Raw genomic sequence first — 25,107 nt, 5'->3', positions numbered from 1 at the left:
AATTATTTGCAAAGTGATATGATTTATTAAAGGAAAAGTTATGATTGAATTACCAAAACTGCCATTCGCTGACAATGCCCTTGAGCCTTTTATCTCCGAGGAGACTATAAAGTATCATTACTATAAACACCATACTGCTTATGTAAATAAGCTCAATGAATTAATTCAAGGAACTGAGTTTGATAAAATGTCACTCTCATCCATTATTCGTGATTCTGATGGAGCTGTTTTTAATAATTCTGCACAAGTATTTAATCATACTTTTTATTGGAACAGTCTTACTAATTTAAAGTTAAATCCAAGTGGAAATTTTTTGAATAAAATCAATAATGACTTTGGCTCTTTAGAAGCTTTAAAAGAAGAATTTATAAAGGCAGCAACGACACTTTTTGGTTCAGGTTGGGTTTGGTTAGTTCGAGAACCAAAAGGTCAGTTAATGCTTAAACAAACTCATAATGCACAAACACCTTTGGGTTCAGGTATGGTGCCATTATTTGTATGTGATGTTTGGGAACATGCATATTATATAGATTATAGAAACTTACGTCCTAAATACTTAGAAGAGTTTTGGAATCATATTAATTGGGATTTTGCAGAAGAAGCATATGACAAAACAGATAATCATGTTTTTATAGGGACAGAAGTGTGTAATGATATACACGATCCTTTTTGTCAAATACTAGATGATCTGCAAAATGCAGATAGAGTAACAAGCTAAATTAAATAGCTACTCAATATTTTTGAGTATCTCTTTAGTTATCTCTTCAATGGCGTTTGTAGCATCTATGGTTACAAGTTCCAAGTTTAGAAGCTCTGTAGCTTTTATGATTGCATCTTGTATGCTTAAGAGATACTCTGCACCTCTTAACTCAATTCCATCTAGTTCTTTTTGAGAAAGTCTGTACTCAAGTTCTTCTTTTGTAAGTTTAAGAAGAAAAACTTTCTCAGGGTAAATACCGCCTGTTGCAAATCTATTTAAGTGAACTATAGCTGTTTCGCTTATTTCACCTTGAATCAGAGCATATGCTACACCGCTTACTACACTTCTATCTGAGATAATCATTTTTCCCAAATTTGGCCCAACTACTTCTTTAATATGTTCAGCACGATCTGCTAAAAAGAGTAAAAATTCAGCTTTTTTACTTTGTGTTTTTGCACTAAGAACAATATCTCTTATCTCTTTACCAATAGCTGTAGCCCCTGGCTCTTTTGTAATAATAGCATCTGGAAGATTCTCTTTGAGCTTCTGAATTTGTGTGCTCTTTCCAGCTGTGTCTATACCTTCTATTGCAATGTACATGAATTCATACTCCCTATGATTTTCTGAACTTCTTTTGGAAGCAGATGCTCTGTTTTACCATTGAATTTAAGCAGATTTCTTACTATAGACGAGCTAATAAATGCATGCTTTAATTTTGGCATTAGATAGACAGTTTCTATGGTGTCATCTAGTGAGTTATTTAGATAGCCAAGCTGCAGTTCATACTCAAAATCACTTACAGCTCTAAGACCTCGTATGATAATACTGGCATCATGTGTCTTTGCAAGTTCAACAGTTAGATTATCAAAGCCAACAACTCTTACATTCTTTAAGTCTTTGATAGCTTCTTTTGTCATCTCTATACGCTCATCAAGTGTAAACATAGGTTTTTTATCTTCTGAGATAGCAACAGCTATAATTACTTCATCAAAAAGTCTCAATGCTCTTTCAATAATATCATAGTGACCATTTGTAATAGGGTCAAATGTACCAGGATAGAGTGCTATTTTGTTCATATTATTCCCATCTTTTATAAAGGTTGTTTTCTATATTAAGCAGATCAAACCACTTACCTATGATGAAGTTTTCCATCTCATCAAGAGTTTTTTGCTCAGAATAGTAAGCCATTACTGGTGGAGCTATAATAACTCCCAAGGTAGCAAGTTTTTGCATGTTTTCCAAAGCAATAGCAGAAAACGGCATCTCTCGTGGAGCAAGAATAAGCTTTTTATGCTCTTTTATCATTACACTAGCGCATCTTGTAACCAAGTTATCAGAAATGCCACAGGCGATTTTAGCAAGAGTATTCATACTGCATGGCGCTATTATCATTGCATCTGTACCAAAAGAACCGGATGCGATACTTGCAGATATATCTTCATTATCATAAGCTGTTAGGTTGTTCTCTTTATCTAAAACAATTTCTGAATTCTTTGTCATAATAAAATGTTTATCTATTTCTTTTGGAAGTAATTTAAGGGTTTTTAGTCCCAAGTTTACTCCACTAGCACCACTTGTAGCTATAATTATTTTTTTTGTCATCTTATCTCCACTCTATTCTTACCAATAACTTTCACCTTTAGTCTCTTAAGGTCACTTTTTTGAACTGTTATAGTATCTCCTACTTTTCCATCTTGGAGTGCTTTTGCACTAAAGCTAATAGACATATTTAGAGAATCTAAACTGACATTTACGTAAGAGTTCTTTTTTACAACATTTAATGTTTCAATATCTCTTGCTGTTAGAATCTTATTTTTTTTAATATGATGTTTGCTTTGAAGGGCATTGGCATCTAAAACTTCTATGGGTTTTGACCTAAAATTATCCAAAATTATACTCTTTTTTATAGTATTTATGACTGATAGTTCAGTATCTTTTTTTATTCGTTTTTTTGTGATGTAAATCCAAATATTTGCGACTATACGATAGTTGAAATATATTTTTTTATTATCCACTGTTTTTATATTTAAAACACCACTTTTAGAAAGATAATTTTGTCTTCTTATCTCAACTTGATACTCTTGCGGAAGAGTTTCTAGATAGCCTCTTGGTTCAACTATTATCTCTTTTATATCTATGTTCTTATAATTAGCTAAATAGTATTTTTTAATACTTGAAGCTATTTTTGATGTATCTATAGGACTTTTTTTTATAAACTTTACATATCTACTTTTAGCACTAAAGTTTTTGTATCCGTACTTTTTGAGAACTTTTAAAAGTTCTTTTGTTCTTACTCTCTTTGTATACTTTCCAAGTTCTATTTTGTATATCTGTTTGTCATATGAAGGATTTTTTATAATGTTAGAAATATATATATCATCACTATTTATATGGTAAGTACTTTGAATGATATTCTCAGCATATAAAAGACTAGAGAGTAGAATAAAAAAGACAAACTTACTTAACATATATATACTTTTTTTTGTATTCTAACATATTATTTTCAATTGTGGGCTTTCATTAATATTTCATAAAAGTAAAAACTTTAAAATTTTGATATTTGCTTGTTTTTCGCAACTACTACTTGCTTTTTCATCTTATATATTTCATAGTCCTCATTTTCAAACTCATCATAGTAAAGAATATCCCATGAGTCATCTAACATCTCTTTTAATTCTTGACTCTTTAACAGGTTGTTTATGTTTGAATCTTTTTCATTTGAATCGCTTAGCATGTATGTTTCAACAAAAAGTATCCCATCTTTTTTTAGTGACTTCATGGCAGATGCTAAAACTGCTCTATCTAAAAAGTTGGACATAACGATAATATCATAATAATTTTTTTTGATGATATGTGTGTCTAAATCAACTTTATAAGCATTTATTTTAGAAGTAAGATTTCTCTTTTTCGCTTCAGCCTCTAAGGCTTTTATGGCAACTTCGGCAATATCAAATGCATCTACTTCAAAACCGCACTGGGCTAAAAAGATGCTGTTTCTCCCTGAGCCACATGCTAAGTCTAAAGCCTTAGTCCCTTTACAGTGTACGATGTTTTTTTTTAGATTTTGACTAGCTTCTCTAGGTCTTAACAGTTGGCTTTTCTCGAGATACTTTACGTCCCATTTTTCTTTATCTTTTAGTGACATTATGTCTTCTTTTTTTTATTTTTGTTTGAATAGTGTGTGGCACTGACAATATCTCCAATAATAGCTTTGTGATAGAGATACGGTTCTTTTATATTTTGAATCACATATCGACCACCAGATGTAGTAATAACTTCTAAAGTGCCAACATCTAAGATGTGTTTTAGTTTTTGGTTAATTGGCTTAATGTATATAGTTCTTATATCTTCAAGGTTTATGGGAAAAATCTCTTTTATCTTATGACCTTTTAGTATAATGAGCCTGTTTTGAGTAAGTAAACAGTTATATGACTTCTTCTCTTTTATCTCTTGTAAGTTAATATAAAATGTTCGCAGGACTAAGACAGCACCAATGACGCCTATACCATATTCATAACCTATAAAAAGCAGAATAAATCCCAATAAATAAAGTGAAGTGATAGACGTATAAAAAGTTTTAGATATGTCTGCTTTAACTAAAACAGACTCATCTTTATGGAGGATTTTTTCAATATTGTTCATCAATACCCCTTTATATCATAATATTCTAACATTAATTTTATTTCTTTATCTTAGTAAAACTTCCAAAACATCTAAAATTGTTTTCTTATTTAGAGTATTTTAATTTTATTAATTACTTTGCAAACAATATTACTAAACATACAATATAGGGATAAAATTATTTAAAGAGAACAAAAAAAAAGGATACGCTATGCATTCGCACTATATACAAGAGATGGAAAAAGCTGTAGAGGCAATCATTAAAAGAGATTCTTTATCAGAGTTGTGGAGGGACAGAACCCATGTTATCAGTGTTGCAAAAGAAACAAAGAATTTAAATACATTAAATGATATCTTTGATACTTTTATAAAGTATGAAGAAACTATAGATATCGGGATTTATTCAGCAATCCGCGATAATCATCATATAGACCAACATTTAAAAGAAGAGCTCAATGGGTGTCACACTAAGTTGACTCAACCAACTCTAGATGAGTTGAATGATATGGAGATGTATTTGCAGTAGCCTTTTAGCACTGCAAATACTTTAATCTAACATCTTAAGCTGTTTTTTTGTAAGAATATTTCTCGTGTTGTATAGACATTTAAGGTGAATCATCGTTGCTTCTGCTCTTAGTTCTGCTAACTTCTCAACATCTTCTTCTAACTCTTTAGGATTAGTACCATTTTTACTTGCTTTAACTATCTCAGCTTCAAGTGGAAATACTTCACCTTTTAGAGTTGCTAGACCACCTACAGTTTTTAGTCTAATCTGTTTTAGTTTTGTTTTTTGTTCAGGTGTAAGTGCTAAGTCTTCATCGTCCCATAGTTGCATTATGACTGCAGTCAGGTGAGGTAACTGCCCATGGATTAAAAATGGTTTTTGTTTTGCAAGTAGTGAAGTTGAGCCTATTGTTAATACTAAGAGAGTTACTATTGTAAAGAATTTTGTTGTCATATTTTCTTCCTTTTATTTGGTAAAGTGATAATACAGTATTTGTGTTAAGACATTGTTAATATAAATACTTGTCCATCATAAAAGATGCCTTGTTTCTGTATAATGAGTTTACTTAAAGAGGTAAAGGCTCAATGTTGATGTTCTTTCCAATATCTTCATCTGTGTAAAAACTATGACTTCCGTCGCAAAATACACCATCTTTACTTCTTCCACATGCACAAATTAAGTACTCAACACCAGCTTCTAGTTTTGTACCCTTTGGTTTGTTGTTAAATATGATCGCATCTTTACACATAACTTTCTCCTAGTTGTTTGTTAAAATATCAATCTTTTTTAGGTAAACGATTTGCAAGGTTTAGAGCTATAAGAAAACCGACAGCTACACCAATGAGCATAGTAATACCTAAAAGAGCAGCTCGAGACATTATAATTGTTGCAAATAGAATCTTAGTCTCCACAAGCGCTGTGTTTTGTAAAACAATAATAAGGACAAGTACAATTAGAACAAGTGCTGTATAAAACTTTATTTTTACCATATTAACCTCTCTTTGCATCTAACTATTTATTCACTTTCATTATAGTAACTAAAGCTTAATATAAACAAATATAAGAACATGAAAAATGTTCTATTAAAAGTGATGTTTGAGGCATCATTTTCTGCTCCTGCTAGATTTTTAATTGAACTTTTTTAAGTGTAAGCCTCTCAAACATCTCTTGAGAGAAGATTAACTACTTTTCTTGCCAAAGAGGTAAAAGTGGTCAATTTTCCACCGTATATATGTAGAATTCTGTTGTTTGCAATATGATGCAGGTCTAGCTTGTACTCTCTGGACATTTGAGAAATATCTTTTTTACTTTTGATAATAGGTCTTACTCCTATGTAAGTCTCTTTAATATCACTAGTTTTTAGCTCTGTTTTTAGGTACTTGTTACTCTCTTGTAAAAGATATTGTATATCTTCGTTATTTACCTTTATATCATCAACATTTGAGTTTTCACTTCGCTCTGTAGTACCTATGATAGTTGTTTTATCCTCGGGAATCATAAAAAAGATACGTTTACTGGCTGTTTCTAAGAGAAGAGGCTCAGGAATGAGCAGGTTATCTATAACAATATGAATTCCACTGACTTTTTCTATGGTGTAGGAGGATGGCAGGTTAAATTCTTTGTTTATCTCATCAATCCACGCACCTGTAGCATTGATGAAGAGATTTGTTTTAAAAACTCCTTTGCTAGTATCAAAAGTGATAGTATCATTTTCTATGTGTAGTTCTTTGAGTTGTGTATTTTCGAGTATATTTACTCCTGCATCTTGAGCTTCTGAGGCTATCTTATGTGTGAGTGCATCATCATCTGTTTTTGCATCGTAGTATTTAAAAACAGCTCTTATGTTGTTGTCTTTTATGTTTTTAAACTCACTAAAAAACTCCTCTTTAGAAACCTTTATAGCCTTTTTTCCATGTTTTGAAAACAAGCTGTAAAGCCATAAACCAAGCCCAATCATCCAGTCTGGACGTTTAGAGTTGTTGTATATAGGAAAATAAAAAGGGTGAAGTTTGACTAGAGATGGATAAGTATCTAAAAGATATTTTTGATCTTTTAAAGATTCTCTTATAAGAGAAAATTCATACTGTTCAAGGTAGCGAAGTCCACCATGTATAAGGCGAGAAGAGTTGGATGAAGCGCCAGATGCTATATGACTTTTTTCTATAACAAGTACTTTTTTCTCGGCAATCGCCAAAGCTTTTGCTATTGCTAAACCATTTATTCCTGCCCCAAGTATAATTGCATCATAACTATTTTTCATCATAACCCCTTTGTAGTTATTATACAAGGTTTTTACATTGAATACTTGCGAATCTTCTCTTTAGTAACTATTATTAAATATATCAAGTCATCTATGATAGAATTAAGATAAGAAAACTTAATAAAGGGGTATGTCATGAAAAAAGATGAAATGATTGCAGAAGCTAAGAAACAGTTAGTTAAGTTCCAAAAAGAGATAGATGAGATTAAAGAAGCAAGTTCACATCTAAGTATAGAAGCTAAAAAACAGTTTGATGTAGGTGCAAAAGAGCTAGAAAGTCTTTATCAAGAAGCAGACAAAAAATTTGACACTATTTCAAGTAAGGCTGAAGAAAATTACAAAGAAGTCAAAGAATTTGTAGAGTTAACAAATAAAGCTTTAAAACACTCTTTTAACTATTTTATGTCACATTATAGAAAGAAATAGAAGTTCAAAAGTGTTTTGAAAGTAGCTTCGGATACTGGATATTCATATTAACTCATGGGTGTAGTTGAGGAGAGAACAATGTGTAAAGATTCAGTTATATTTAATAACAAATCAAAAGGCGTAAAACTAGAAACTGGTGTTGAGTACCTAATTTGTGCGTGTGGAAGAAGCAAAGAAGGAGTCTTTTGTGATGGAACTCATAGTTTTTACAAAGATGAAGATGTTGGAAAAAACATTAATATTGAGGTTTAGTCTGTTTTTAAGAAAATAGTATAATAGTGCATGGAAGCACATGATTTTATTTTAACGCTGTTTTTAATTTTAATGGTATCAAGATTTTTGGGTGAGTTATTCGCAAGATTTGGTGTGCCATCTGTTCTTGGTGAAGTATTCGCTGGAATTGTTCTTGGTTCATCTATTTTAGGTCTTATAGAGCCAAATGAGATACTAAAAATATTAGCAGAGATTGGAATTATTTTACTTCTTTTTGAAGTTGGACTGGAAACAGATTTTAATCGTTTAAAAGATGCAGGAAGCAAATCGCTTGTTGTGGCACTCCTTGGGGTTATTTTACCTTTAATATTTGGATTTTCTGTAGCATATTATCTTTTTGAGTTGTCATTTGATATATCTTTGTTTATAGCTGGAACGCTAACCGCCACAAGTATTGGTATCACGGTTAGAGTTTTAAAAGATATACATATGCAAAATACAAATATTGCTCAAATCGTTATTGGTGCTGCTGTAATTGATGATATTATAGGTATTATATTGCTTGTATTTATCTATGACTTTTCAATCTCCCATGAAACTAATTTTAATCATACTTTATCGGTAGCTGGTATGGTTTTGACATTTTTAATCTTAGCTCCTATTTTAGCTAAAACACTCTCATATATGATAGATAAATTTCATGGTAAAGATTTGGTGCCTGGCTATATCCCAACTATTATAATCTCTCTTATTTTATTTTTTGCATACTTGTCACATTTAGTTGGAGCACCTGCTATTTTAGGTTCTTTTGCGGCAGGTATAGCTCTTTCAAGAAGATTTTTCTTACCATTTGGTGCATTTTTAAGCACAAATGATAAACTGCTCCACGAAGTCGAAATAAATATGAGACCAATTATTCAAATATTTACACCTATATTTTTTGTTATGGTTGGTCTCTCTATGGATTTGACTGTCATAGATTTTACATCTTCTTCGTTTTGGCTTATGGGAGTATCTTTTGTATTTATAGCTTTTTTCAGTAAGTTTATAGGTGCATTTTTTATTATTCAAAAGTGTATCAAAAACAATGTAATAATCGGAATATCCATGATACCAAGAGGCGAGGTTGGTCTTATATTTGCCGAGATGGGCAGAGTAAACGGAATCTTGCCAAATGAAATATATGCAATGCTGATATTTGTGATAATTATTACAACTGTTATACCGCCTTTTTTACTAAAAAAATATTTTAAAGGCGAGTGTGTTTAGAGAAGTTTAACTCTTATATTTTAGTGATTTTCTGTCTCTTCTCTCAAACATCTCTTGAGAGAAGATTAACTACTTTTCTTGCCAAAGAGGTGAAAGTGGTCAGTTTTCCACCGTATATATGCAGAACACTTCGCTCTGTAGTACCTATAATAGTTGTCTTATCCTCAGGAATCATAAAAAAGATACGTTTACAGGCTGTTTCTAAGAGAAGAGGCTCAGGAATGAGCAGGCTCTCTATTACAATATGAATTCCACTGACTTTTTCTATGGTGTAGGAGGATGGTAAGTTAAATTCTTTGTTTATTTCATCTATCCACGCACCTGTAGCATTGATGAAGAGATTTGTTTTAAAAATAGCTCTTATGTTGTTGTCTTTTATGTTTTTAAACTCACTAAAAAACTCTTCTTTAGAAACCTTTAGAGCCTTTTTTCCATGTTTAGAAAACAAGCTGTAAAGCCATAAACCAAGCCCAATCATCCAGTCTGGACGTTTAGAGTTGTTGTATATAGGAAAATAAAAAGGGTGAAGTTTGACAAGAGATGGGTAAGTATCTAAAAGATATTTTTGATCTTTTAAAGATTCTCTTATAAGAGAAAATTCATACTGTTCAAGGTAGCGAAGTCCACCATGTATAAGGCGAGAAGAGTTGGACGAAGCGCCAGATGCTATATGATTTTTTTCTATAACAAGTACTTTTTTCTCGGCAATCGCCAAAGCCTTTGCTATTGCTACACCATTTATTCCTGCCCCAAGTACAATCGCATCATAACTATTTTTCATCATAATACTTTTGTGATTATTATACAAGTTTTTTATATTGAATACTTAATGAAGGGGTATTGTCATGAAAAAAGATGAAATGATTACAGAAACTAAAAAAATAATTTGATATAGGTGCAAAAGAGCTAGAAAATTAGCTAGTTAATTTAACACTCTTTTAATTATTTTATGTTTCATTATAGAAAGAAATAGAAGTCCAAAAGTGTTTTGAAAGTAGCTGACCCGGAATTTTAAATGCTCTCTCGTATCAAGTTTGTGCTCTATCTTCCCATTTGAATATATCTAAAATCTTAATTTGTTTTTCTTCGATTTTGTAAATTGTTGTGTAGCCCTTAAAGATTAAATCACGATAGTTTTCATTATCTATATATTTAGATTTTCTACACATTAATGGAGATAGTTTTAGAAGTTCTATTTTTTCTTTTAGATTGTTTTTAAATTTTATAGCGGATGATTTTTTGTCTTTGGAAATGAAAGTGAGTATGTTTAAAAAAGACTTTGAAAAGCTTTCTTCATAAACAATTTGCAAGCTATAAGTCTCTAGTTTTACTATCTATATCAGACCAAAAATCTTCATGAGATGAGAAGTTGTTGTTTTTTTCTGCATCTGCTACTCTTTTTTGTACATCTTCTATCGACGATGTTAAAAAATCTTCTCTTATGTTATCTTCTACGATGTTGACTTCATCTTTTTTAAACTGTTTTACAAAAGATAAAACTTGTGAATAGACCGAATTGTCAATATCTAGCCTTAATGAGTGCATGATTTACCTTTTTTGTTTAGTTTAATAGTTCAAGTATTATAACTTATTTTCATCAATATTTAAAATAAGCAATATATCTGTGTTAAATAAAGTACTTAAAAAGTGGATATTCAACCTCTGGGGTGTATCTTAATTTCATTTGGGTGTAATTTTTTAACTTTCCTTATCTTTTATATTATTATTTAGATTAATAATAATTGCATCCATAGATTTGGTGCTTTCATCAATTTTTGATAATATTTTTTCTTTTTCATAATCTCTCTTATTGTCTTTCAAAACCTCATTATTTGTACTGAGTTTGTGGAAAAGATTTAAACTGTTATATGTAATCATAAATTCATTGTTATTATTATGTTGAATAATTACCATATATCTATCGTTGAAAATTTTTTTTGCCAATTCTAAAGATGAATGTAACTGATCTTCAATAAAGTTCCGTTCAAATGTACTTATTTCAGAGTCACCAATAACTTCTATTATACTCTCATTATTTTTCTTTATTTGTGTACAAATAGCAATAATATAATTTCGTTTAGCCATGTCTTCTCTAAAAGTTTCATTTTCTTTTAACTCTTTATTCGCTTGAATAGACTTCATCACAGATGCAGAGGCTATACCAGAAGCAATCAATATAAATAGTGCAGATAATAAACCTCCATAGCTTGATAAAAAATGACCAGGATCACTTATGAGTAAAATCAATAAAACAGTAAAAAGTGATACACCCATAAAGATGGCTATATTTGTTAAATAATTAAACGCTTCACCTTCTCTAGACATCGAGTTCCTTTTCAGGTGTTATTTCTTTTAATAGTGCATCTAGTTCTGAGATAATTATATTTTGTTTCTCAATAATCTTATTAATCTCTTTAATATCTAAGTTTGAGTTTTTATATGCTTTATCAATATTATCTTTTATATGATGCAAATTATGTGTGATTAGTTCAAAATGTTTATATACATCTTTAGTGAAGAGATAAAAGAACTTATCATCAGATAGCTTCATCCATAATTTTATTGAGTTTTCTGTCTCTTGTTCCATTTTGTGAATGTATGCAAGTCCTTGAGTAACGTCTGTAATATCATTAGGAATAGACTTATACCTATCTCTAACTTGACTACAAATATGAACCATAAACAATGTTTTACTTCTGTCTTGGCTTGTTCTTTCTTTTATATCTCTGAGCTCTGCTATGTCAATTGACTCTTGATTTAATCTTTTGTTTTCTTCAATTGATTCCGCTTGTAACTTTTGACTCGCATAAATTGATTGATTTTGTAACTTTTCACTTGAAGCAATTGATTCTTCTTGAAGTTTTATAGCATTTGAATGGGCATTATCATTATCTTCTTTATTCTGATTCATTGACTTATCATGCAATTTTTTATTACTAACAATTGATTTCATTACAGATGCAGAAGCAATAAAAGATGCGATAATTATTCCTATGGGTGCTACTAAACATTTATCATCTGCAATAGAACCTGGAATTTTCTGAGTTACTATCAAGAAAAAGGTAATTCCTGTCATCCAAGAACCCCATAAGAATAAATTAGGTAGTAGTGTTGTTTCAAGAAAGTCATATATACTTAAGATATAACGAACAAATTTTTTCATTATTTTTCCTTTTAAATTTTAAAGCTCCACAACCCGCTCAAACATCTCTTTAATCTCCATCTCATGAGATATAAGAAATATCTGTCTGTACTGCTCTTTGATGGTGTGAAACGCTTCTAATATCTCCATGCGTCTTGCTTCGTCTTGACTTCCAAACACTTCATCAAACGCTAAGAAACCAATGCTACTTGCACCGCTTAGTTCTGTGAGAGTTTTTGAGATGGCGATGCGAAGTACTAAGTTTGCCAGGTCTATCTCTCCACCGCTGAAGCGTTCTATGGGGTACTTTTTGCCCTCATCGTAGATGAAAAAGTCGAAGTCGTTGCTTACTTCTATGTGTTGGTATCTGCCTTTTGTTATTTGAGAGTACATCTCAGATGCTAGGCTAGAGATGCGAGGAGCTACTTTTGCGTTTAGTTTTGTCTTGAACTCTGCTAGGCTTGTTTTGATCTTCTCGTAGTCTCTTAGGTCATCTTTTTTTGTTTGGACTTTTTTGAGTTGAGCTTCGTTGTTGTCTAGGGAGTTTTGGATGGTCTTTATCTCTCCGACTATAGATGCTATGGCTACTTTGATGTCGTTTAACGTAGTTGTCTGTGCATCTACTGTTTTTAGTGCTTCGTCATGCTGTGCGAGCTTTTGTTTGTGAGCATCTTCATCGTAGAGAACTTTGTTGTACTCTTGTTCTTTGTCTTGGTATTTTTTCTTTAGTTCTTCTATGTTTTTAGTTACATTTGCCAAGTCTTTTTTTACTGCATCTAGTCTTTTTAGTTCTGTTTCTAGGCTCACTGCATGTTTGTATTTTGGTGTTAGTTCATCGTACTTTTTACGCACTTTTGTGTGAAGTTTTTCATCGTAGCTAAACTGCTCTAGTGCTTTTAGTTCTTCTTTGTTTTTTAGACCTTTTTGCTCTACGAGTTTGAAGTGCTCTTTTGCACGAGAGAGGTCACGAAGTTTAGAGGTAATGATGTTTAGTATTTTTGTAAGCTCTAGGTACTCTTTATCTTTTACTTTTTTCTGTTCAATGAGTTTGGCTTTTTGCTCTTGTACATTTTTGAGCTGAGTGTTGTAGTCGTTTATCTTCTTTTGGTGAGTGCCTTGGACTATCTCATTTAGTGAATTTATAACATTGTCATACTCCTCTAAAAGCGGTCTTGTACAAGTAGGGCAGGCTGAACCTTTTCCTAACTCTTTGATGTTTGCAATCTTCGCGTTTGTCTCGTCTATGATTCTCTGCTGGGCTTTCATCTCTAAGAGTAGCTCTTGCTCTATGGTGTGTTTTACCTCAATGGCATCTTGGCGTAGTGAGAGGTCTTGTTCTAAGTTCTTTGCATCAAAACTGTACTGCTCGAACATCTCACACTCTTTCTCTAGTCCTTGTATGTCAGCTTTGGCTTTTTTATACTGCTCTCTTAATTGTACTTGCTCTTTTGTAAGCCCTTCACGTTTTAGGAAATACTCTTTTAGCAACTCTTGGTTTTTCAAATCTTCTTGCAGGCTTAGGTACTCTTTTTTCAGAGATGCAAGAGTAGCTAGTTCTTCTTGTTTGTGTTCTAGCTCATGATTCTCGGCTATGAGCTTTGCTTGGTTTATTAACTCTATGCTTTTAGAGTTTTTTAGAAGTTCCAGTCCAGCCAATAGTTTTTGTTTTTGCTCTTTGGTCTTTGTAAAAACATCAAGCTCTTTTTTTATTAACTGCTCTTTGTCTTTTAAAGTTACAAGCTCTTTGGTTTTGTCTTGTTCATCTTTTTTTAGAAGACTATTTTTCTCTTGGTTTTGTTTTATTTGCTCTTGCTTTGCTTTTATCTCATCAGCGCCAAGAAGCACTTCGGCAAATGCACTTATCTCACGCTTTAGTTCACGGCTTTTCTCTATTAGCTCTTTTTCTACGAAGTCTATCTTTTCAAGTCCAAGAAGTTTACGTATCATCTTTTTACGATCTTCATTTTTGAGAGTGCTTAGGCTTGTCAGCTCTTTTTGAGATGCAAAGAGTGTATGCATAAATGCATCTTTACTCATCTTTGTCAGAGCTACTATGGCAATGGTTACTTCTTTTGCTCCCGTAGTTGTAAGCTCACCGTTTTTAAATAACTTAGCGTTTGCACTTAGAGCTTTTCCGCGGAACTCTCGCACCACTTTGTATTCTACACCCTCAAACTCAAAGTCAAGCTCAACTACTACTGCATCTTTGTCAGATGCGTTAGCGTTTCGCACTAGCTCTTTGTTCCCTCGTTTTTTAGCCTCTCCATAAAGAGCAAAGAGTATGGCTTCAAATATCGTAGACTTTCCGCTACCGTTTTTACCGATGATCCCGACAAGTCCTTCGCCAAACTCTATGTCGTAAGTCATGTACTTTTTGAAGTTTTCAAGATGGAGTTTAGAGAGTATCATCGCTGGACTCCTCATAGTGTGCAAAAAGCTCTTGCACTTTACCTTTTAGTCTGTCAAACTCTTCTTCATTCGCATCTTCTTTTATATGCTCCAAAAAGAACTCTTCAAGGCTTATTGCCTCAGCATCTACAATTTCTATTTCGTTGGCATCTCTTTTGAACTCTCTTTTGACACTCACACTCATAGCATCTACAAATTGTTCTTTGATGTCTGAGTTTTGAATATCTATGGATTGTAGGGCTGTAAGATTTTTTAGTTTTACTTCGACTATTGCATCTTTTGTGTCAGTTGCATCTATAGATGCTAAAGAACTCTCATAAGCCTCACAGTCGATTTCTTTGCTTACTATTGGTCGTATGCTTATCTCTTTGTAGTTTACGTCTAGAGAGCCGTTTAGAGTTAGTTCTATAAAGCCTTTTGAGTTTCGTTTGTCATTTAGGCTTGTTCTTTCTGTTGAACCGCTGTAGTAAACGTTTTCATGTTTGCCGACTTTACCAAAACCGTGCCAGTGACCAAGAGCTACATAGTCCATTTTTTCAAATATATACTCTTTATCTTTAGGATAAACCCACTCGCCAAACTCTTGCATCAAGTAATGCGCTCCGACAGAGCAGTGCATCATCATGATGTTCTTTTTCTTTGCATCTATGTTTGACTCGCAAAGCTCTATTTGCTCTAGTGCTTTAGAGTCGTCATTCATGTGGGGCAGGGTGTGAAAGACTATTGTCTCAAACTCTACTTTTTTGTATTTTTGTTCGTATGAGACATATACGTTTTTAAAACCATCAAATATCTTTAAAATTGGAGAGCTTAAGTTTGTTCTTGGTGTTGAGTGGTTTCCAGCTATAAGGATAAATGGAATATTTAGCGCATCTATGATTTTGAATTGTTCAAGTGCAAAAGTGATAGCTCGATTTGATGGACTAGCTCTGTGAAAAAGGTCGCCTGTGTGGATAATATAATCAGGTTTTGTTAGTTTGATTTGTTCAACAACTTTAGAAAAAGCGTCATAAAAGTCCGCTTCTCTTTGGTTGATATTTTCATCATTTAAAATGTCTAAGTCGTTATACCCTAAGTGAGTATCGCTAAAGTGTAATATTTTCAAAAAAATCCTAATTAACGAATTTAACTAAGATATGATAACCAATATTTACTGAACTTTAAATAGTCCTAGTTGCTCATTTAAGTCCTTAGCACTCTCTTGTACCTTTTTGACTTTTTGTTCTATCTCTTCTAAAGAGCCTTTGTTCTGAGTAGAGAGCTTATCTACATCATCTATATTCTCAATAATGCTTCTAGTATCTTTAGCCAAGTTTTTAGAAACTATTTCTGAGTTTTTTGCCATTATAGAAGCTTCTTGAATATACTTAGAACTATCTAAAATCTTATCTTTTACACTTGTAGTGTGTTCTACTAATTGTATAACTGACTTTGCATTTATATCTATCTGAGTACTTGATTCAACGATGGACTGAACTATAACATTTATGGTTGCATTTATCTCAGTAAGAGCACTCTGTGTACGTTCTGCAAGCTTTCTGACTTCATCTGCTACCACAGCAAACCCACGTCCGTGCTCACCTGCACGAGCCGCTTCTATAGCAGCATTTAGTGCTAGAAGATTTGTTTGGTCAGCAATCTCGACTATGATGCTTAGTACCGATTTTACATTTTCAGCATCTTTACTTAACTCTGCAAGTGAGAGTGCTATCTCATTCTCTTTCTCAGACACGTTGTTTACAGATGTCACAAGTTTTACAATGTCATCGTGTGCCGAGGATAGATTCTTAACTGCAAGGTTAACCTTGTTACTTGTTTGGATGGAGTCATCTAGTGACTCTTTGATTATGTTTTGAACATCAGCACCTAAGTTTGTAGCCTTATGAAGAAAGTCTCTCTCTTGGCTCATACGCTCACTTATCTGTACTAAGTTCTGTGTAACACCCTCTACATCTTCATATGTTTTTTGTCCTGATAACATAACTTTTGAGACCATATCTTGTACTTTTTCTATAAAACTATTGAAGTAGTTTGAAGTTTTACCTATTTCATCATTTGACTTCTCGGCAAGTCTTTTTGTAAGGTCTCCTCTACCGCTAGAGATATCTTTGGCAATGCTTGAGAGTTCTTCGAGTGGAGATAAGATTAATACTTTTGTTGTAAATATTAGAACAAATAAGATGATTACACTTGCAATAAAAAAGATAACTATTAAAGAAAATAATGCTTTTGTAGCTTCATTTGCTGTAGCTTTTACTTCATCTAAGGGTTTTGCTAAGAGAAATATACCTATGTTTTTTCCATCATTATCTTTAATGTTCTCATACGTATAGAAGTATTTATCATCAGCCAGATGCCCTTTGGCTTTGAGTGCTTCCAAATCAAGAACAGAAGCAGCATCTACAAATGCTTTGTTTGGTTTGTCATCTCCATGATCAATATAGTAAGAGCCGATAGTTATTGGATCTTTTACATACTGCGCAATTTCTAGGTACTTTTTATCTACAAGTATCAGTAGGTCACGAGTATCTTGTGGGTCGTTCTTTTTGTAGATGAGGGTGTTAAAACGCAAGATAAAGTCAACACTTCCTATATACTCATCTTCTTCATCTTCAACAACATACATAAGAGGTGCAGTTGCAACCATCATAAGACCGCCCCTTGTTACTTCTGAGCCAATAAATGGTGTCATATCTTCTTGAACTATTTTTATACTACTGCGCATACCGACATCTGCACCGTAAGCCCTTTTATCCCAAGACTTAACATATGATGTACTCATAAGATCTACTACTTGAATAAGTGGGTTTTTAAAAGATTTATTTGTAGTCAGAGCTTCTCTTAGTTTAAATATCTCGTTGAAGATAGATTCACGGTCTTCATCATACATACTGTTTACTACAAGAGAGTTGTTGGATATGGAGACAACTATGTTTTTTAGCGCTTCTAGTTTCATGTTTAGGTCTTTTTTTATATTACTCTTTAGAGAGTGTTCCTCTTTGTTATATATACTGTTTTGTATAGAGTTTATCTGCTTATACATGATAAATGAAAGTATGACAAAAGCAATAAGTATAATTGGAATTAGCGCTATAAGAAGTTTGTTTAAAAGTGAAAAGTTTTTTGTAGACATATGCTACACCCTTTGATAAAATATTATTGAGTGTAGCTATTTTTTGTAAAATTTATGTAAAATCTATTTTTTATTTGTAGGATATAACTCATTAATAATATCATCTAAAATAGTAAATAGTTTATTACTTTCTTCTTCCATAGAAATAAAGTTGTCAATAATAGAAGTTTCATTCTCTTTGCTAAGTACTTTGTCTGTATCTATAAGTTTTATATTCTTATGTACATTTTTATGTACTAGAGTATGTGGAGTGTTTATGCTTGTGAAGTTTTTAGTATGACCATATCTCTCTTCTCCTTCGCCAAAGTACCATTTACCTAGACGACACTCTTTATGATCGCTAAATTCTGATACACTTTTTTGGGCAAGAACAGATGCATAAGCATTTGATTTAAATAAAATATGATCAATTTTTACAAGTACCATAAATAATGAATCACGAATAAAACTTGCATATTCCGCTGAACTTTGAGCGTTAGTATGAAAGCTATTTAAGGTAGTTGCAAAATTATCAATAGTGTGAGTTGCATTATCCGCTATTTCCGACATATCTCCTGCGTTTGATTGGATTTCCTGAGTCTCTTGCTGCAATGTTTGAATAGTAACAGATATCTCTTGAGTAGATTTTTGAGTACGTTCAGCCAGTTTTCTAACTTCATCTGCAACAACCGCAAATCCGCGTCCATGTTCACCTGCACGAGCTGCTTCAATAGCTGCGTTTAGTGCAAGCAGATTTGTTTGTTCTGCAATATCTTTAATGATATCAGCAATAGCTGATATCTCGTTTGATCTCTCAGAAAGAGAGTTTATGTTTTCATTTGTAGCAGCTACTTTTTGAGTTAAATTGTTAAACATTTTCAATATATCTTGCATAGAATCTAAACTTTGGTTTGCTTCTACTGCTGTTTTCTCAGACATTTGTGAGATTATGTTCACTTCATCAGAGTTAGTTAAGAGATTGTTTTGTATCTGTTTTAAACCATGAGCGATACCTCCACCAAGGTGATGAAGCTTTTCAGTAAAATTTCCTCTTATCTGTGCTTTATATCCAGATTCAATAGTTTTTACCGAGTGATTTATAGCATCTGCAGCTTCTTTAAAGACTTTATTTAGTCCATCTGTATTTGCGTAGTAAGACTTGTTTGTGTCTTCAGCTATTTTAACGGCCTTAGTAGTCTCTTGCATATAGTTACTTAACTGTTTCATCATTGAGTTAAATTCATGACCTAGTGCATAAGTTTCGCCTTTGCCGATTTCTGGAGCAACTGTATCAAAGTTACCGTGACTTACTTTATCCATAGAGAGTGTTACGGCCTCAACAGACGCTTTAACTATCATTAGTTGTGAGCGTAAGTATAGCGCTAAAGTAATGTGAATGATTGTAATAACTAAAAGAGTAATAGAGAAGCCAAGAAAGAAGCTCTCTATACCAAAACCTAAAACAAATATAATTAGTTGCAGTACATTGGAGTTTGCAACATTTTGCAGCGTTGAATTGTTCATGATATTCCTAAATATTTATTTTTTAAAAAATTTGTAATAAAAATCTTTAACAGTTCTAAGTTTTGTTCGGCTGATGGCAAGTGAGCCTTTTTCAACTTTTCCACTAGTAAGCGTAGTTCCAGCTGCAATCATAACATCGTCTTCTATCTGAACTGGTGCGACTAATTGAGAGTCACTTCCTACAAAAACATTTTTGCCTATAATAGTTTTGTACTTTTTAATACCGTCATAGTTACATGTGATAACACCTGCTCCTATGTTTGTTCCTTCATCAACCTGAGCATCTCCGATGTAGCTTAAATGTCCGGCTTTTACACCTTTTAGAGAACTTTTTTTAATTTCTACAAAGTTTCCAATATGAGTGTCTTGCAAGTAAGAAGCAGGGCGAAGATGTGCCATAGGTCCAACATCTGAGTTTTTAACGATAGAGTCTTCTATAACACTCCCAGCTTTTATATGAGAGTTTTGTATAAGTGTGTTTCCTGTAAGGCGACAACCATTTTCGATGATACATTCACCTTCAAAAGTTACTCCCTCTTCAATGTATATAGTAGAAGGAAGTTGCATAATTACACCAGTTGTCATCCAGTGAGTTTTTATCTTGTCTTGCATGATTAGTTCAGCATCTGAGAGATCTTTTTTAGAGTTCACACCCTTAAAGTTCTCTTCATTTACAAGAAGTGGAGAGATATTTAGATAGTCTGCTTTTGCCATAGATATAACATCAGTAAGATAGTATTCTTTTTGAGCGTTATCATTACTTAGAAGAGGGATGTACTTCTCTATAACACTTTTTGAAAAGGCATAGATTCCGGCATTTACACTTGTGACTTTTAGCTCAGTGACAGATGCATCTTTTTGCTCTACGATACGTTGAATATGACCGTCTTCTATGATAACGCGACCATAACCATCCGGGTCTTCCAAATCAAATATAGACATAATAATATCGGCATCTGTATCTAAAAAGCCTTGGAGTGCATTTGAAGTGATAAGAGGCATGTCTCCATTTAGAACTAAAACTTTTTCGTTCTTTGCTTGTACTCCCATCATAGCTCCACCAGTTCCAGGGAAGTTATCTGCATCTTGGACTACAAAGTGTATGTTGTCAAAGAAAGAGCTTATCTGCTCTATAACTGCATCTTTTTGGTGAGCCACAACTACGGTAATGTCGTCTGAGATTTCTAAAGAAGCTTTGATGATATGATAAAGCATAGGTTTTCCACAGATACTGTGAAGAACTTTTGCTTTTGGAGATTTCATACGGCTACCTTTTCCAGCAGCTAAAATTACTATACTTATTTGGTCTTTATTCATTATTTACCTTCGCATGAAGTGTTATCTTTTTTGATTATAAATTCGTCCAAGATTTTACCATCAATGTTGATAAACTTTGAACTTAGAGTTGTTGGTGTTATATCTAGTAGTAAAGAGCCCATTTCAGCAAATGCAAAAGGGAGAGCAGGGTGTTTTAATTTTGCCTGATCCAGTTTTGCCGATGAACCACAAACTTGATAGATAGTTCCGCTGTCTTTTGTTGGCTTAATAGATTTAGTGTAACAACTCTTTGCGTCTTGAACGATGTTTTGTTTGTCGAAGCTTTTACTCTTACCTATATGGTTTACTATGAGTTTTGAGCGTTCATAATCATGAGAATGTCCACTAAGAACTAAGTCTACACCATACGCATCAAAGATAGGTACAAGGTTTTCTCTTACTTTTTTCATGCGTCCACCGCTATCGTAGTCACTGTCTGAGTTGTGACCGCCATTTGTATATGGAGGTGTGTGAAGAGCAACAATAACCCAAGGTTTCGTATTTTTACTTAAATCTTTTTTAAGCCATGCTACCATATCACTGTTCGCATCAATGCGACGCATCTCAGAGTCTAACATTACAAGATGCAGGTTTCCGTTATCTATAGAGTAGTATTTCTCGCTACCGCTTGGTTCACCCCCGCTTTCACCATTTGTCGGAAAATCCCAAATATTGTAAAAAGCCCATCTTCTAGCATCATGGTTACCAATAATAGCCCAAGGAACGAACCTTTTTACAAGCTCTTTGTATGGTTTAAATAAGTTTTGGTTGTATTGTTTTTGAGTTCCACTTCTGTAAGCGTTGTCACCAAGTAAAACCCACATATCAAGTTTGTTAAAATCGTTATCAATTTGTTTTAGCATTTGCTTATAAACTCTCTCTTGATTTTTACCAGGTTCTCCGCTGTCACCAATAACCCAGATCTTTTGAGAGTCTGCATTTTTACATAGTGTCTTGAAACTTCTATCTTCGTTATCTATTTCTAGTGAATCAGAATTGACTCTATAATAGTACTTTGTACACTCATTTAATCCTGAGATAGTTATAGAGTGTTTTTTAGTCTTTTTCTCATCTTGTATATTTTTACTAAAAGAATCGGAGAAAAATCCATACTCTAGTGAACCTACTTCAAACTCATTACTTTGCCATTTAACTGTTATTGAGTTTTGAGTCTGCATAACTGTATATGGTTCTCTAGGAACAAAAATGTAACTGTCATAAGTTACAACACCAAGTCTACCAACTCCATATATAGAAGCTACAATAAATATAAAAAGTAGTGTTTTTTTAAGAAACTGTTTCAATTTTTTTCCTTAATTTAGAGTATAAAAACATAGTTGAGATTGTACCAATCATGATACCAGCAAAAATATCACTAATAAAATGATCATTTGCAAGCAATCTACTACTTGAGATTACAATTCCAAGAGTTAACCAAAGATATAGATACTTTGGAAACAAAATAACTAAATATGTAAAAACCGCAAATACAGTCGTTGTATGCCCTGATGGAAATGAAGTATATGTAGTCGGTGCTTCTAATAAAGTTACATAATGATACTTCATCTTCTCAACGAAGCTCATATCAAAATTTTGAAATAGTAAAAAACCGTAATCGTCATTTTCGCCTCTTAATCCCCAAGGTCTAATACGTCCAAATATCCACTTTAGAAAAAGGCTGATAATTCCTGAGAAAAGATTGATATAAAGTAAAAACAGAAATCTCTGTTGATATAGTTCATTTTTCTTGTAAAACTTAAAAAATAAAAAACCTAAGATAGCAGTTCCTATGTACCAGTGAGACTCACCAAATATGCTTATAAAATCACCTATGGGTTCGTAAGTTTTTACATCAGCTAAAAAGAAGTGAGCAACGCGCATATCAAGTGTAAAGTATGATACAAACATAAGTATAATAAGTGTCAGTACATAGACTAAGTAAGCTTTTTTTGAAAATATCATTTAAGACCTTGGTAGTTTTTACATGTAACTAATTGTATGGTATTTACCTTTGAATTGTTTAGTATTATATCAAATTCATTATGTATAATCACTTTAGAACATTTCATATAAGCATCTATATCTTTTTTAAATGAGTGAGTGTTGATGATAACTAAATCTTTGCCAATTGGTTTATCTTTTTCCCAAACATCAAACTGATCATCTCTGTTGTCTATGAGATAAACATTCGAGTCGTAGTTACGGTTGTAGTAGATAGCACGAGATGCCAGAGTCCAGTTAGTAACCCCAAGAGCTTGCGAGGAAGCATCTGAAATCTGCTCATTTGCTTTTGAGATGATTTTATCCCAGCCATATATATCTCGATGAAGTGATTGATACTCTGGTTGAGGAATAAATTTAAAACCCAATTCAGCGTAAGAAATAGTGCTAAGAATAAGCCCAAAACCTATGGCAAACTTTAGATACTTTTTAGATATCCTAAGCATATAAAATGTGCCAAGAGGGATGAAAAGCATATAAAAAAGAGCTGACCAGTGTGGTAGGGCAGTTTTATATAGAGATGCATATGTAAAAAATAAAATCATCACTAAACCAAAGAGAGCTGTTAAAAAAAGAGTAGAGTTTTGGCTACGAAGAGCTTTGTACAGACCATAAAAAGCAAGAGGAGCTAAAAATGGATTATAAGCGCCTATTTGAGCTCCTATGGAGCTTATGAAACCATTCCAATTAATAGTGCTGTTTCCAACTACATGGGAACTCTGATAAGCAAAACTTGACCAGTCATTTTGAATGTTCCAAATGATGACAGGTAGTATGATTACAAAAGCAATCAAAATAGAAAGAATAATCTTTGGTGTATATAGCAAGTCGTATCTTTTTCTCATCAAGACATAAATGATAATAGGAAATATAAAAAGAACTGCCGTGTACTTTGAGAGACCCGCTAAACCTAAAAGTACTCCAAGTAAAAGCCACTGAGGGAGTTTATTGTTTTTCTCAATCTCTATAACCGTAAAGATGATAGGAAGAATAAGTAAAAACAGCAGAGTATCTGGCATCAGCATTAAAAAAAGAGCATTAAAAAGAAAAGATGCATGAAGTGCTAAAACTGCTACAAATGCTTCTGTAGTGTTTTTGTTGATATCGTATATGAGTTTATATATAAAAATAGATGTTACAAACCCAATAACTATAGCTGCCACTCTTGCACCAAACTCTCCAGTTCCAAAAATAGAAGTGAAAATATACTGAATCCAGCCAACTAAAGGAGGATGGTCAAAATAGCTAAGATCTAGATTTAGAGCGTAAAGTACATAGTGAGCTTCATCAACACCAAGCCCCACAAACGGAGCTAGTGCGAGCCGTAAAATGGCTACGATGCTTATAAAGTATAGAAAGTTTTTATGTTGCTTACTTGCTAAGTTCATCAATTTTTGGTTTTAGAGTGTTAAATACCCACTCTGGAGTAATTATTTGTATACATTGGTTGTCTGTACATGGTGTTTTTCTATGATTAGATGCACTTACACAAGGGCTACAAGCCATACCTGCATAGATAGGAGTAGTAGGTCCAAGTGAGCCATATAGTGCTGGAGTCTCAGGTCCAAAAAGAACAAAAGTGTGCATATCTGTAATAGATGCAAAGTGAGCAGGTCCTGAGTCATTTGTAAGCATAAATTTACTCACACTATAGAGTGCTGGAAGTTGTAAAAACTTAACAGCACCTGCAAAGTTGATACATCTCTTATCACCCACGTAGTCAGCTAAAAACTGTGCACCTGTTTTTTCAGCGGGAGCACCAGTTAGTAAGATGATGGCATTCGAATTGTAGTCTAAGATAAGTTTTATAACATCACCATAGTTTTCTTTATCCCATCTTCTTTGAGGAAGCAGATCAGAAGCATTTGAGTTAACTAAAATAACAGGATTTTTTTCTTTGTCAAAACCTTCATACATTTGTGAGATAATAGCTCTTACATCTGTTCTCTCTTCATCACTGATAATAGCTTTTGCAATGATAATCTCATCATCAGGAATGACTCTTTTTGTAAAGGGAAGTTCCTGTTTTTCGCTTAAAAGAGCATCTACTAAAGAGATGAAATTTTTAGCAATGTGTTGATGAGCGTTGTATGCTACTTTTCTAGTTAAGAAGTCACCTCTGTAAAGCCCTTCGTTGTGAAATGCATGAAAACCTACACGGTTAACCGCTCCACATGTAGCAGTTAAAAGTGCAGTAAAGCGAGAGAATAGTTCTAAATCTATAACAGAATCAATCTCATTTTTACGACACCATTTTAAAAAGCCAAGTGTACTTGTAGCAAGATTTAGTATTGAGCTCTCATCGATAGCGTAGATGTTCTCTTCTTTTACAGTTTCAAGAAGTTGCAGACTTACCTTGTTTTTAGAAAAGATTACAAAATATAGTTCACCCTCGATATTCGCTTTTAACTTTCTCATAGCAGGATCGACAATTATGGCACTTCCCATCTCTGAGAGTTCTATAAGAAGTACGTTTTTTGGTTTTATTTTTTTAGGTGGAACGAAAAAATCTACAGTTTTTTTAATAATCGTACCTAAAAATGTTAGTGGTATACCAGCATAGTGGTCGATATTTCTCATTGTATCTACATTCATATAGTTATAGTTT

At 33.0% G+C, this 25,107-nt stretch carries 28 protein-coding genes and 3 pseudogenes; 5 read left to right on the top strand and 26 right to left on the bottom strand.

The genetic code is table 11. From position 1 onward, the window contains the following. Nucleotides 1–40: 40 nt before the first annotated feature. The gene (locus ACLHDE_RS07950; protein ID WP_415395889.1) at nt 41–718 is read left to right on the top strand and encodes a superoxide dismutase; all 678 of its coding nucleotides are present in this window, start codon (nt 41–43) and stop codon (nt 716–718) included. Between the two features lie 9 nt (nt 719–727). Here ACLHDE_RS07950 and tmk read toward each other — a convergent pair whose 3' ends face one another. The 6 genes from tmk to ACLHDE_RS07920 all read right to left on the bottom strand — a co-directional run bounded on the left by tmk (nt 728) and on the right by ACLHDE_RS07920 (nt 4,342). Next, on the bottom strand, nt 728–1,300 hold the full coding sequence (gene tmk / locus ACLHDE_RS07945) for a dTMP kinase (protein ID WP_415395888.1): 573 nt from the start codon (nt 1,298–1,300) through the stop codon (nt 728–730). Further along, nucleotides 1,285–1,776 (bottom strand): pantetheine-phosphate adenylyltransferase, encoded by a 492-nt coding sequence (gene coaD, locus ACLHDE_RS07940; RefSeq protein ID WP_415395887.1) that lies wholly within the window; start codon nt 1,774–1,776, stop codon nt 1,285–1,287. The genes tmk and coaD overlap by 16 nt, the downstream gene beginning before the upstream one ends. 1 nt (nt 1,777) lies before the next feature. Then, on the bottom strand, nt 1,778–2,302 hold the full coding sequence (locus ACLHDE_RS07935; RefSeq protein WP_415395886.1) for a UbiX family flavin prenyltransferase: 525 nt from the start codon (nt 2,300–2,302) through the stop codon (nt 1,778–1,780). Next, a complete protein-coding gene (flgA, locus tag ACLHDE_RS07930) occupies nt 2,299–3,168 on the bottom strand; it encodes a flagellar basal body P-ring formation chaperone FlgA (protein ID WP_415395885.1) in 870 nt (289 codons plus the stop codon). The genes ACLHDE_RS07935 and flgA overlap by 4 nt, the downstream gene beginning before the upstream one ends. A gap of 77 nt (nt 3,169–3,245) precedes the next feature. After that, complete coding sequence (locus ACLHDE_RS07925; protein WP_415395884.1) at nt 3,246–3,845, bottom strand: class I SAM-dependent methyltransferase; 600 nt, start codon at nt 3,843–3,845, stop codon at nt 3,246–3,248. Further along, a complete protein-coding gene (locus ACLHDE_RS07920) occupies nt 3,845–4,342 on the bottom strand; it encodes a hypothetical protein (RefSeq protein WP_415395883.1) in 498 nt (165 codons plus the stop codon). Before ACLHDE_RS07920 ends, ACLHDE_RS07925 begins: the two co-directional genes overlap by 1 nt. Nucleotides 4,343–4,532: 190 nt before the next feature. On the opposite strand from ACLHDE_RS07920, the gene ACLHDE_RS07915 reads away from it, so the two are divergent. Further along, the gene (locus ACLHDE_RS07915) at nt 4,533–4,847 is read left to right on the top strand and encodes a hypothetical protein (protein WP_415395882.1); all 315 of its coding nucleotides are present in this window, start codon (nt 4,533–4,535) and stop codon (nt 4,845–4,847) included. A 21-nt stretch (nt 4,848–4,868) separates the two neighbouring features. Here ACLHDE_RS07915 and ACLHDE_RS07910 read toward each other — a convergent pair whose 3' ends face one another. The 4 genes from ACLHDE_RS07910 to ACLHDE_RS07895 form a co-directional block, all read right to left on the bottom strand. Further along, entirely contained in the window at nt 4,869–5,279 is a 411-nt protein-coding gene (locus ACLHDE_RS07910; RefSeq protein WP_415395881.1) for a Spy/CpxP family protein refolding chaperone, read from the bottom strand. Nucleotides 5,280–5,391: 112 nt separating this feature from the next. Beyond that, complete coding sequence (locus ACLHDE_RS07905; RefSeq protein WP_415395880.1) at nt 5,392–5,574, bottom strand: CDGSH iron-sulfur domain-containing protein; 183 nt, start codon at nt 5,572–5,574, stop codon at nt 5,392–5,394. 28 nt (nt 5,575–5,602) lie between these two features. After that, entirely contained in the window at nt 5,603–5,833 is a 231-nt protein-coding gene (locus ACLHDE_RS07900) for a DUF1049 domain-containing protein (RefSeq protein ID WP_415395879.1), read from the bottom strand. A 149-nt stretch (nt 5,834–5,982) separates the two neighbouring features. Further along, nucleotides 5,983–7,086: an FAD-dependent oxidoreductase gene (locus tag ACLHDE_RS07895; protein WP_415395878.1), complete on the bottom strand. Its 1,104-nt coding sequence runs from the start codon at nt 7,084–7,086 to the stop codon at nt 5,983–5,985. A gap of 135 nt (nt 7,087–7,221) precedes the next feature. Here ACLHDE_RS07895 and ACLHDE_RS07890 point away from each other — a divergent pair, with 135 nt between their 5' ends. The 3 genes from ACLHDE_RS07890 (at nt 7,222) to ACLHDE_RS07880 (ending at nt 8,994) form a co-directional block, all read left to right on the top strand. Then, the gene (locus ACLHDE_RS07890) at nt 7,222–7,512 is read left to right on the top strand and encodes a hypothetical protein (RefSeq protein ID WP_415395877.1); all 291 of its coding nucleotides are present in this window, start codon (nt 7,222–7,224) and stop codon (nt 7,510–7,512) included. 78 nt (nt 7,513–7,590) lie between these two features. Continuing rightward, nucleotides 7,591–7,764: a CDGSH iron-sulfur domain-containing protein gene (locus tag ACLHDE_RS07885; RefSeq protein WP_415395876.1), complete on the top strand. Its 174-nt coding sequence runs from the start codon at nt 7,591–7,593 to the stop codon at nt 7,762–7,764. 30 nt (nt 7,765–7,794) lie between these two features. Further along, nucleotides 7,795–8,994, top strand: a complete 1,200-nt coding sequence (locus ACLHDE_RS07880; RefSeq protein WP_415395875.1) for a cation:proton antiporter — start codon at nt 7,795–7,797, stop codon at nt 8,992–8,994. Between the two features lie 43 nt (nt 8,995–9,037). On the opposite strand, the gene ACLHDE_RS07875 is transcribed toward ACLHDE_RS07880, so the two are convergent. The 16 genes and pseudogenes from ACLHDE_RS07875 to ACLHDE_RS07800 all read right to left on the bottom strand — a co-directional run bounded on the left by ACLHDE_RS07875 (nt 9,038) and on the right by ACLHDE_RS07800 (nt 25,094). After that, nucleotides 9,038–9,775, bottom strand: coding sequence for an FAD-dependent oxidoreductase (locus ACLHDE_RS07875; protein WP_415395874.1), 738 nt, complete (start codon nt 9,773–9,775; stop codon nt 9,038–9,040). 247 nt (nt 9,776–10,022) lie between these two features. After that, nucleotides 10,023–10,304, bottom strand: coding sequence for a type II toxin-antitoxin system RelE/ParE family toxin (locus tag ACLHDE_RS07870; RefSeq protein ID WP_415395873.1), 282 nt, complete (start codon nt 10,302–10,304; stop codon nt 10,023–10,025). A 1-nt stretch (nt 10,305) separates the two neighbouring features. After that, complete coding sequence (locus ACLHDE_RS07865) at nt 10,306–10,539, bottom strand: hypothetical protein (protein WP_415395872.1); 234 nt, start codon at nt 10,537–10,539, stop codon at nt 10,306–10,308. A gap of 153 nt (nt 10,540–10,692) precedes the next feature. Then, nucleotides 10,693–11,319 (bottom strand): hypothetical protein, encoded by a 627-nt coding sequence (locus tag ACLHDE_RS07860; protein ID WP_415395871.1) that lies wholly within the window; start codon nt 11,317–11,319, stop codon nt 10,693–10,695. Further along, nucleotides 11,312–12,157: a hypothetical protein gene (locus tag ACLHDE_RS07855; RefSeq protein ID WP_415395870.1), complete on the bottom strand. Its 846-nt coding sequence runs from the start codon at nt 12,155–12,157 to the stop codon at nt 11,312–11,314. The genes ACLHDE_RS07860 and ACLHDE_RS07855 overlap by 8 nt, the downstream gene beginning before the upstream one ends. Nucleotides 12,158–12,175: 18 nt before the next feature. Then, on the bottom strand, nt 12,176–14,545 hold the full coding sequence (locus tag ACLHDE_RS07850; protein ID WP_415395869.1) for an AAA family ATPase: 2,370 nt from the start codon (nt 14,543–14,545) through the stop codon (nt 12,176–12,178). Beyond that, nucleotides 14,532–15,650 carry a metallophosphoesterase gene (locus ACLHDE_RS07845; RefSeq protein WP_415395868.1) on the bottom strand — a complete coding sequence of 373 codons (1,119 nt, stop codon included), beginning with the start codon at nt 15,648–15,650 and terminating at the stop codon, nt 14,532–14,534. The genes ACLHDE_RS07850 and ACLHDE_RS07845 overlap by 14 nt, the downstream gene beginning before the upstream one ends. Before the next feature lie 45 nt (nt 15,651–15,695). Continuing rightward, on the bottom strand, nt 15,696–17,678 hold the full coding sequence (locus tag ACLHDE_RS07840) for a methyl-accepting chemotaxis protein (protein WP_415395867.1): 1,983 nt from the start codon (nt 17,676–17,678) through the stop codon (nt 15,696–15,698). A 63-nt stretch (nt 17,679–17,741) separates the two neighbouring features. Further along, a pseudogene (locus tag ACLHDE_RS07835) lies at nt 17,742–18,023 on the bottom strand (CZB domain-containing protein); the annotation flags it as partial. 159 nt (nt 18,024–18,182) lie between these two features. Further along, nucleotides 18,183–18,863 (bottom strand): annotated as a pseudogene (locus tag ACLHDE_RS07830) (methyl-accepting chemotaxis protein); the annotation flags it as partial. A gap of 66 nt (nt 18,864–18,929) precedes the next feature. Next, nucleotides 18,930–18,977 (bottom strand): annotated as a pseudogene (locus ACLHDE_RS07825) (hypothetical protein); the annotation flags it as partial. A 219-nt stretch (nt 18,978–19,196) separates the two neighbouring features. Beyond that, nucleotides 19,197–20,498 (bottom strand): bifunctional UDP-N-acetylglucosamine diphosphorylase/glucosamine-1-phosphate N-acetyltransferase GlmU, encoded by a 1,302-nt coding sequence (glmU, locus tag ACLHDE_RS07820; protein ID WP_415395866.1) that lies wholly within the window; start codon nt 20,496–20,498, stop codon nt 19,197–19,199. Next, nucleotides 20,498–21,802 (bottom strand): metallophosphoesterase, encoded by a 1,305-nt coding sequence (locus ACLHDE_RS07815; RefSeq protein WP_415395865.1) that lies wholly within the window; start codon nt 21,800–21,802, stop codon nt 20,498–20,500. Before ACLHDE_RS07815 ends, glmU begins: the two co-directional genes overlap by 1 nt. Further along, entirely contained in the window at nt 21,786–22,460 is a 675-nt protein-coding gene (locus tag ACLHDE_RS07810; RefSeq protein WP_415395864.1) for a phosphatase PAP2 family protein, read from the bottom strand. The genes ACLHDE_RS07815 and ACLHDE_RS07810 overlap by 17 nt, the downstream gene beginning before the upstream one ends. Beyond that, entirely contained in the window at nt 22,457–23,887 is a 1,431-nt protein-coding gene (locus ACLHDE_RS07805; RefSeq protein WP_415398528.1) for a glycosyltransferase family 39 protein, read from the bottom strand. The genes ACLHDE_RS07810 and ACLHDE_RS07805 overlap by 4 nt, the downstream gene beginning before the upstream one ends. Continuing rightward, entirely contained in the window at nt 23,871–25,094 is a 1,224-nt protein-coding gene (locus ACLHDE_RS07800; protein ID WP_415395863.1) for a glycosyltransferase family 9 protein, read from the bottom strand. The genes ACLHDE_RS07805 and ACLHDE_RS07800 overlap by 17 nt, the downstream gene beginning before the upstream one ends. Between the last annotated feature and the right edge of the window lie 13 nt (nt 25,095–25,107).

Source organism: Sulfurimonas iocasae (assembly GCF_047716755.1).
Lineage (GTDB): Bacteria > Campylobacterota > Campylobacteria > Campylobacterales > Sulfurimonadaceae > Sulfurimonas.
Note: the sequence above shows the minus strand (reverse complement) of the source record. Positions and strands in the feature narration are given on the sequence as shown.

Bases quoted from the DNA above. Each gene is read 5' to 3' on its own strand.
- ACLHDE_RS07950 (WP_415395889.1), top strand. From the start codon at position 41: ATGATTGAATTACCAAAACTGCCATTCGCTGACAATGCCCTTGAGCCT.
- tmk (WP_415395888.1), bottom strand. From the start codon at position 1,300: ATGTACATTGCAATAGAAGGTATAGACACAGCTGGAAAGAGCACACAA.
- coaD (WP_415395887.1), bottom strand. From the start codon at position 1,776: ATGAACAAAATAGCACTCTATCCTGGTACATTTGACCCTATTACAAAT.
- ACLHDE_RS07935 (WP_415395886.1), bottom strand. From the start codon at position 2,302: ATGACAAAAAAAATAATTATAGCTACAAGTGGTGCTAGTGGAGTAAAC.
- flgA (WP_415395885.1), bottom strand. From the start codon at position 3,168: ATGTTAAGTAAGTTTGTCTTTTTTATTCTACTCTCTAGTCTTTTATAT.
- ACLHDE_RS07925 (WP_415395884.1), bottom strand. From the start codon at position 3,845: ATGTCACTAAAAGATAAAGAAAAATGGGACGTAAAGTATCTCGAGAAA.
- ACLHDE_RS07920 (WP_415395883.1), bottom strand. From the start codon at position 4,342: ATGAACAATATTGAAAAAATCCTCCATAAAGATGAGTCTGTTTTAGTT.
- ACLHDE_RS07915 (WP_415395882.1), top strand. From the start codon at position 4,533: ATGCATTCGCACTATATACAAGAGATGGAAAAAGCTGTAGAGGCAATC.
- ACLHDE_RS07910 (WP_415395881.1), bottom strand. From the start codon at position 5,279: ATGACAACAAAATTCTTTACAATAGTAACTCTCTTAGTATTAACAATA.
- ACLHDE_RS07905 (WP_415395880.1), bottom strand. From the start codon at position 5,574: ATGTGTAAAGATGCGATCATATTTAACAACAAACCAAAGGGTACAAAA.
- ACLHDE_RS07900 (WP_415395879.1), bottom strand. From the start codon at position 5,833: ATGCAAAGAGAGGTTAATATGGTAAAAATAAAGTTTTATACAGCACTT.
- ACLHDE_RS07895 (WP_415395878.1), bottom strand. From the start codon at position 7,086: ATGAAAAATAGTTATGATGCAATTATACTTGGGGCAGGAATAAATGGT.
- ACLHDE_RS07890 (WP_415395877.1), top strand. From the start codon at position 7,222: ATGAAAAAAGATGAAATGATTGCAGAAGCTAAGAAACAGTTAGTTAAG.
- ACLHDE_RS07885 (WP_415395876.1), top strand. From the start codon at position 7,591: ATGTGTAAAGATTCAGTTATATTTAATAACAAATCAAAAGGCGTAAAA.
- ACLHDE_RS07880 (WP_415395875.1), top strand. From the start codon at position 7,795: ATGGAAGCACATGATTTTATTTTAACGCTGTTTTTAATTTTAATGGTA.
- ACLHDE_RS07875 (WP_415395874.1), bottom strand. From the start codon at position 9,775: ATGAAAAATAGTTATGATGCGATTGTACTTGGGGCAGGAATAAATGGT.
- ACLHDE_RS07865 (WP_415395872.1), bottom strand. From the start codon at position 10,539: ATGCACTCATTAAGGCTAGATATTGACAATTCGGTCTATTCACAAGTT.
- ACLHDE_RS07860 (WP_415395871.1), bottom strand. From the start codon at position 11,319: ATGTCTAGAGAAGGTGAAGCGTTTAATTATTTAACAAATATAGCCATC.
- ACLHDE_RS07855 (WP_415395870.1), bottom strand. From the start codon at position 12,157: ATGAAAAAATTTGTTCGTTATATCTTAAGTATATATGACTTTCTTGAA.
- ACLHDE_RS07850 (WP_415395869.1), bottom strand. From the start codon at position 14,545: ATGATACTCTCTAAACTCCATCTTGAAAACTTCAAAAAGTACATGACT.
- ACLHDE_RS07840 (WP_415395867.1), bottom strand. From the start codon at position 17,678: ATGTCTACAAAAAACTTTTCACTTTTAAACAAACTTCTTATAGCGCTA.
- glmU (WP_415395866.1), bottom strand. From the start codon at position 20,498: ATGAATAAAGACCAAATAAGTATAGTAATTTTAGCTGCTGGAAAAGGT.
- ACLHDE_RS07810 (WP_415395864.1), bottom strand. From the start codon at position 22,460: ATGATATTTTCAAAAAAAGCTTACTTAGTCTATGTACTGACACTTATT.
- ACLHDE_RS07805 (WP_415398528.1), bottom strand. From the start codon at position 23,887: ATGAACTTAGCAAGTAAGCAACATAAAAACTTTCTATACTTTATAAGC.
- ACLHDE_RS07800 (WP_415395863.1), bottom strand. From the start codon at position 25,094: ATGAATGTAGATACAATGAGAAATATCGACCACTATGCTGGTATACCA.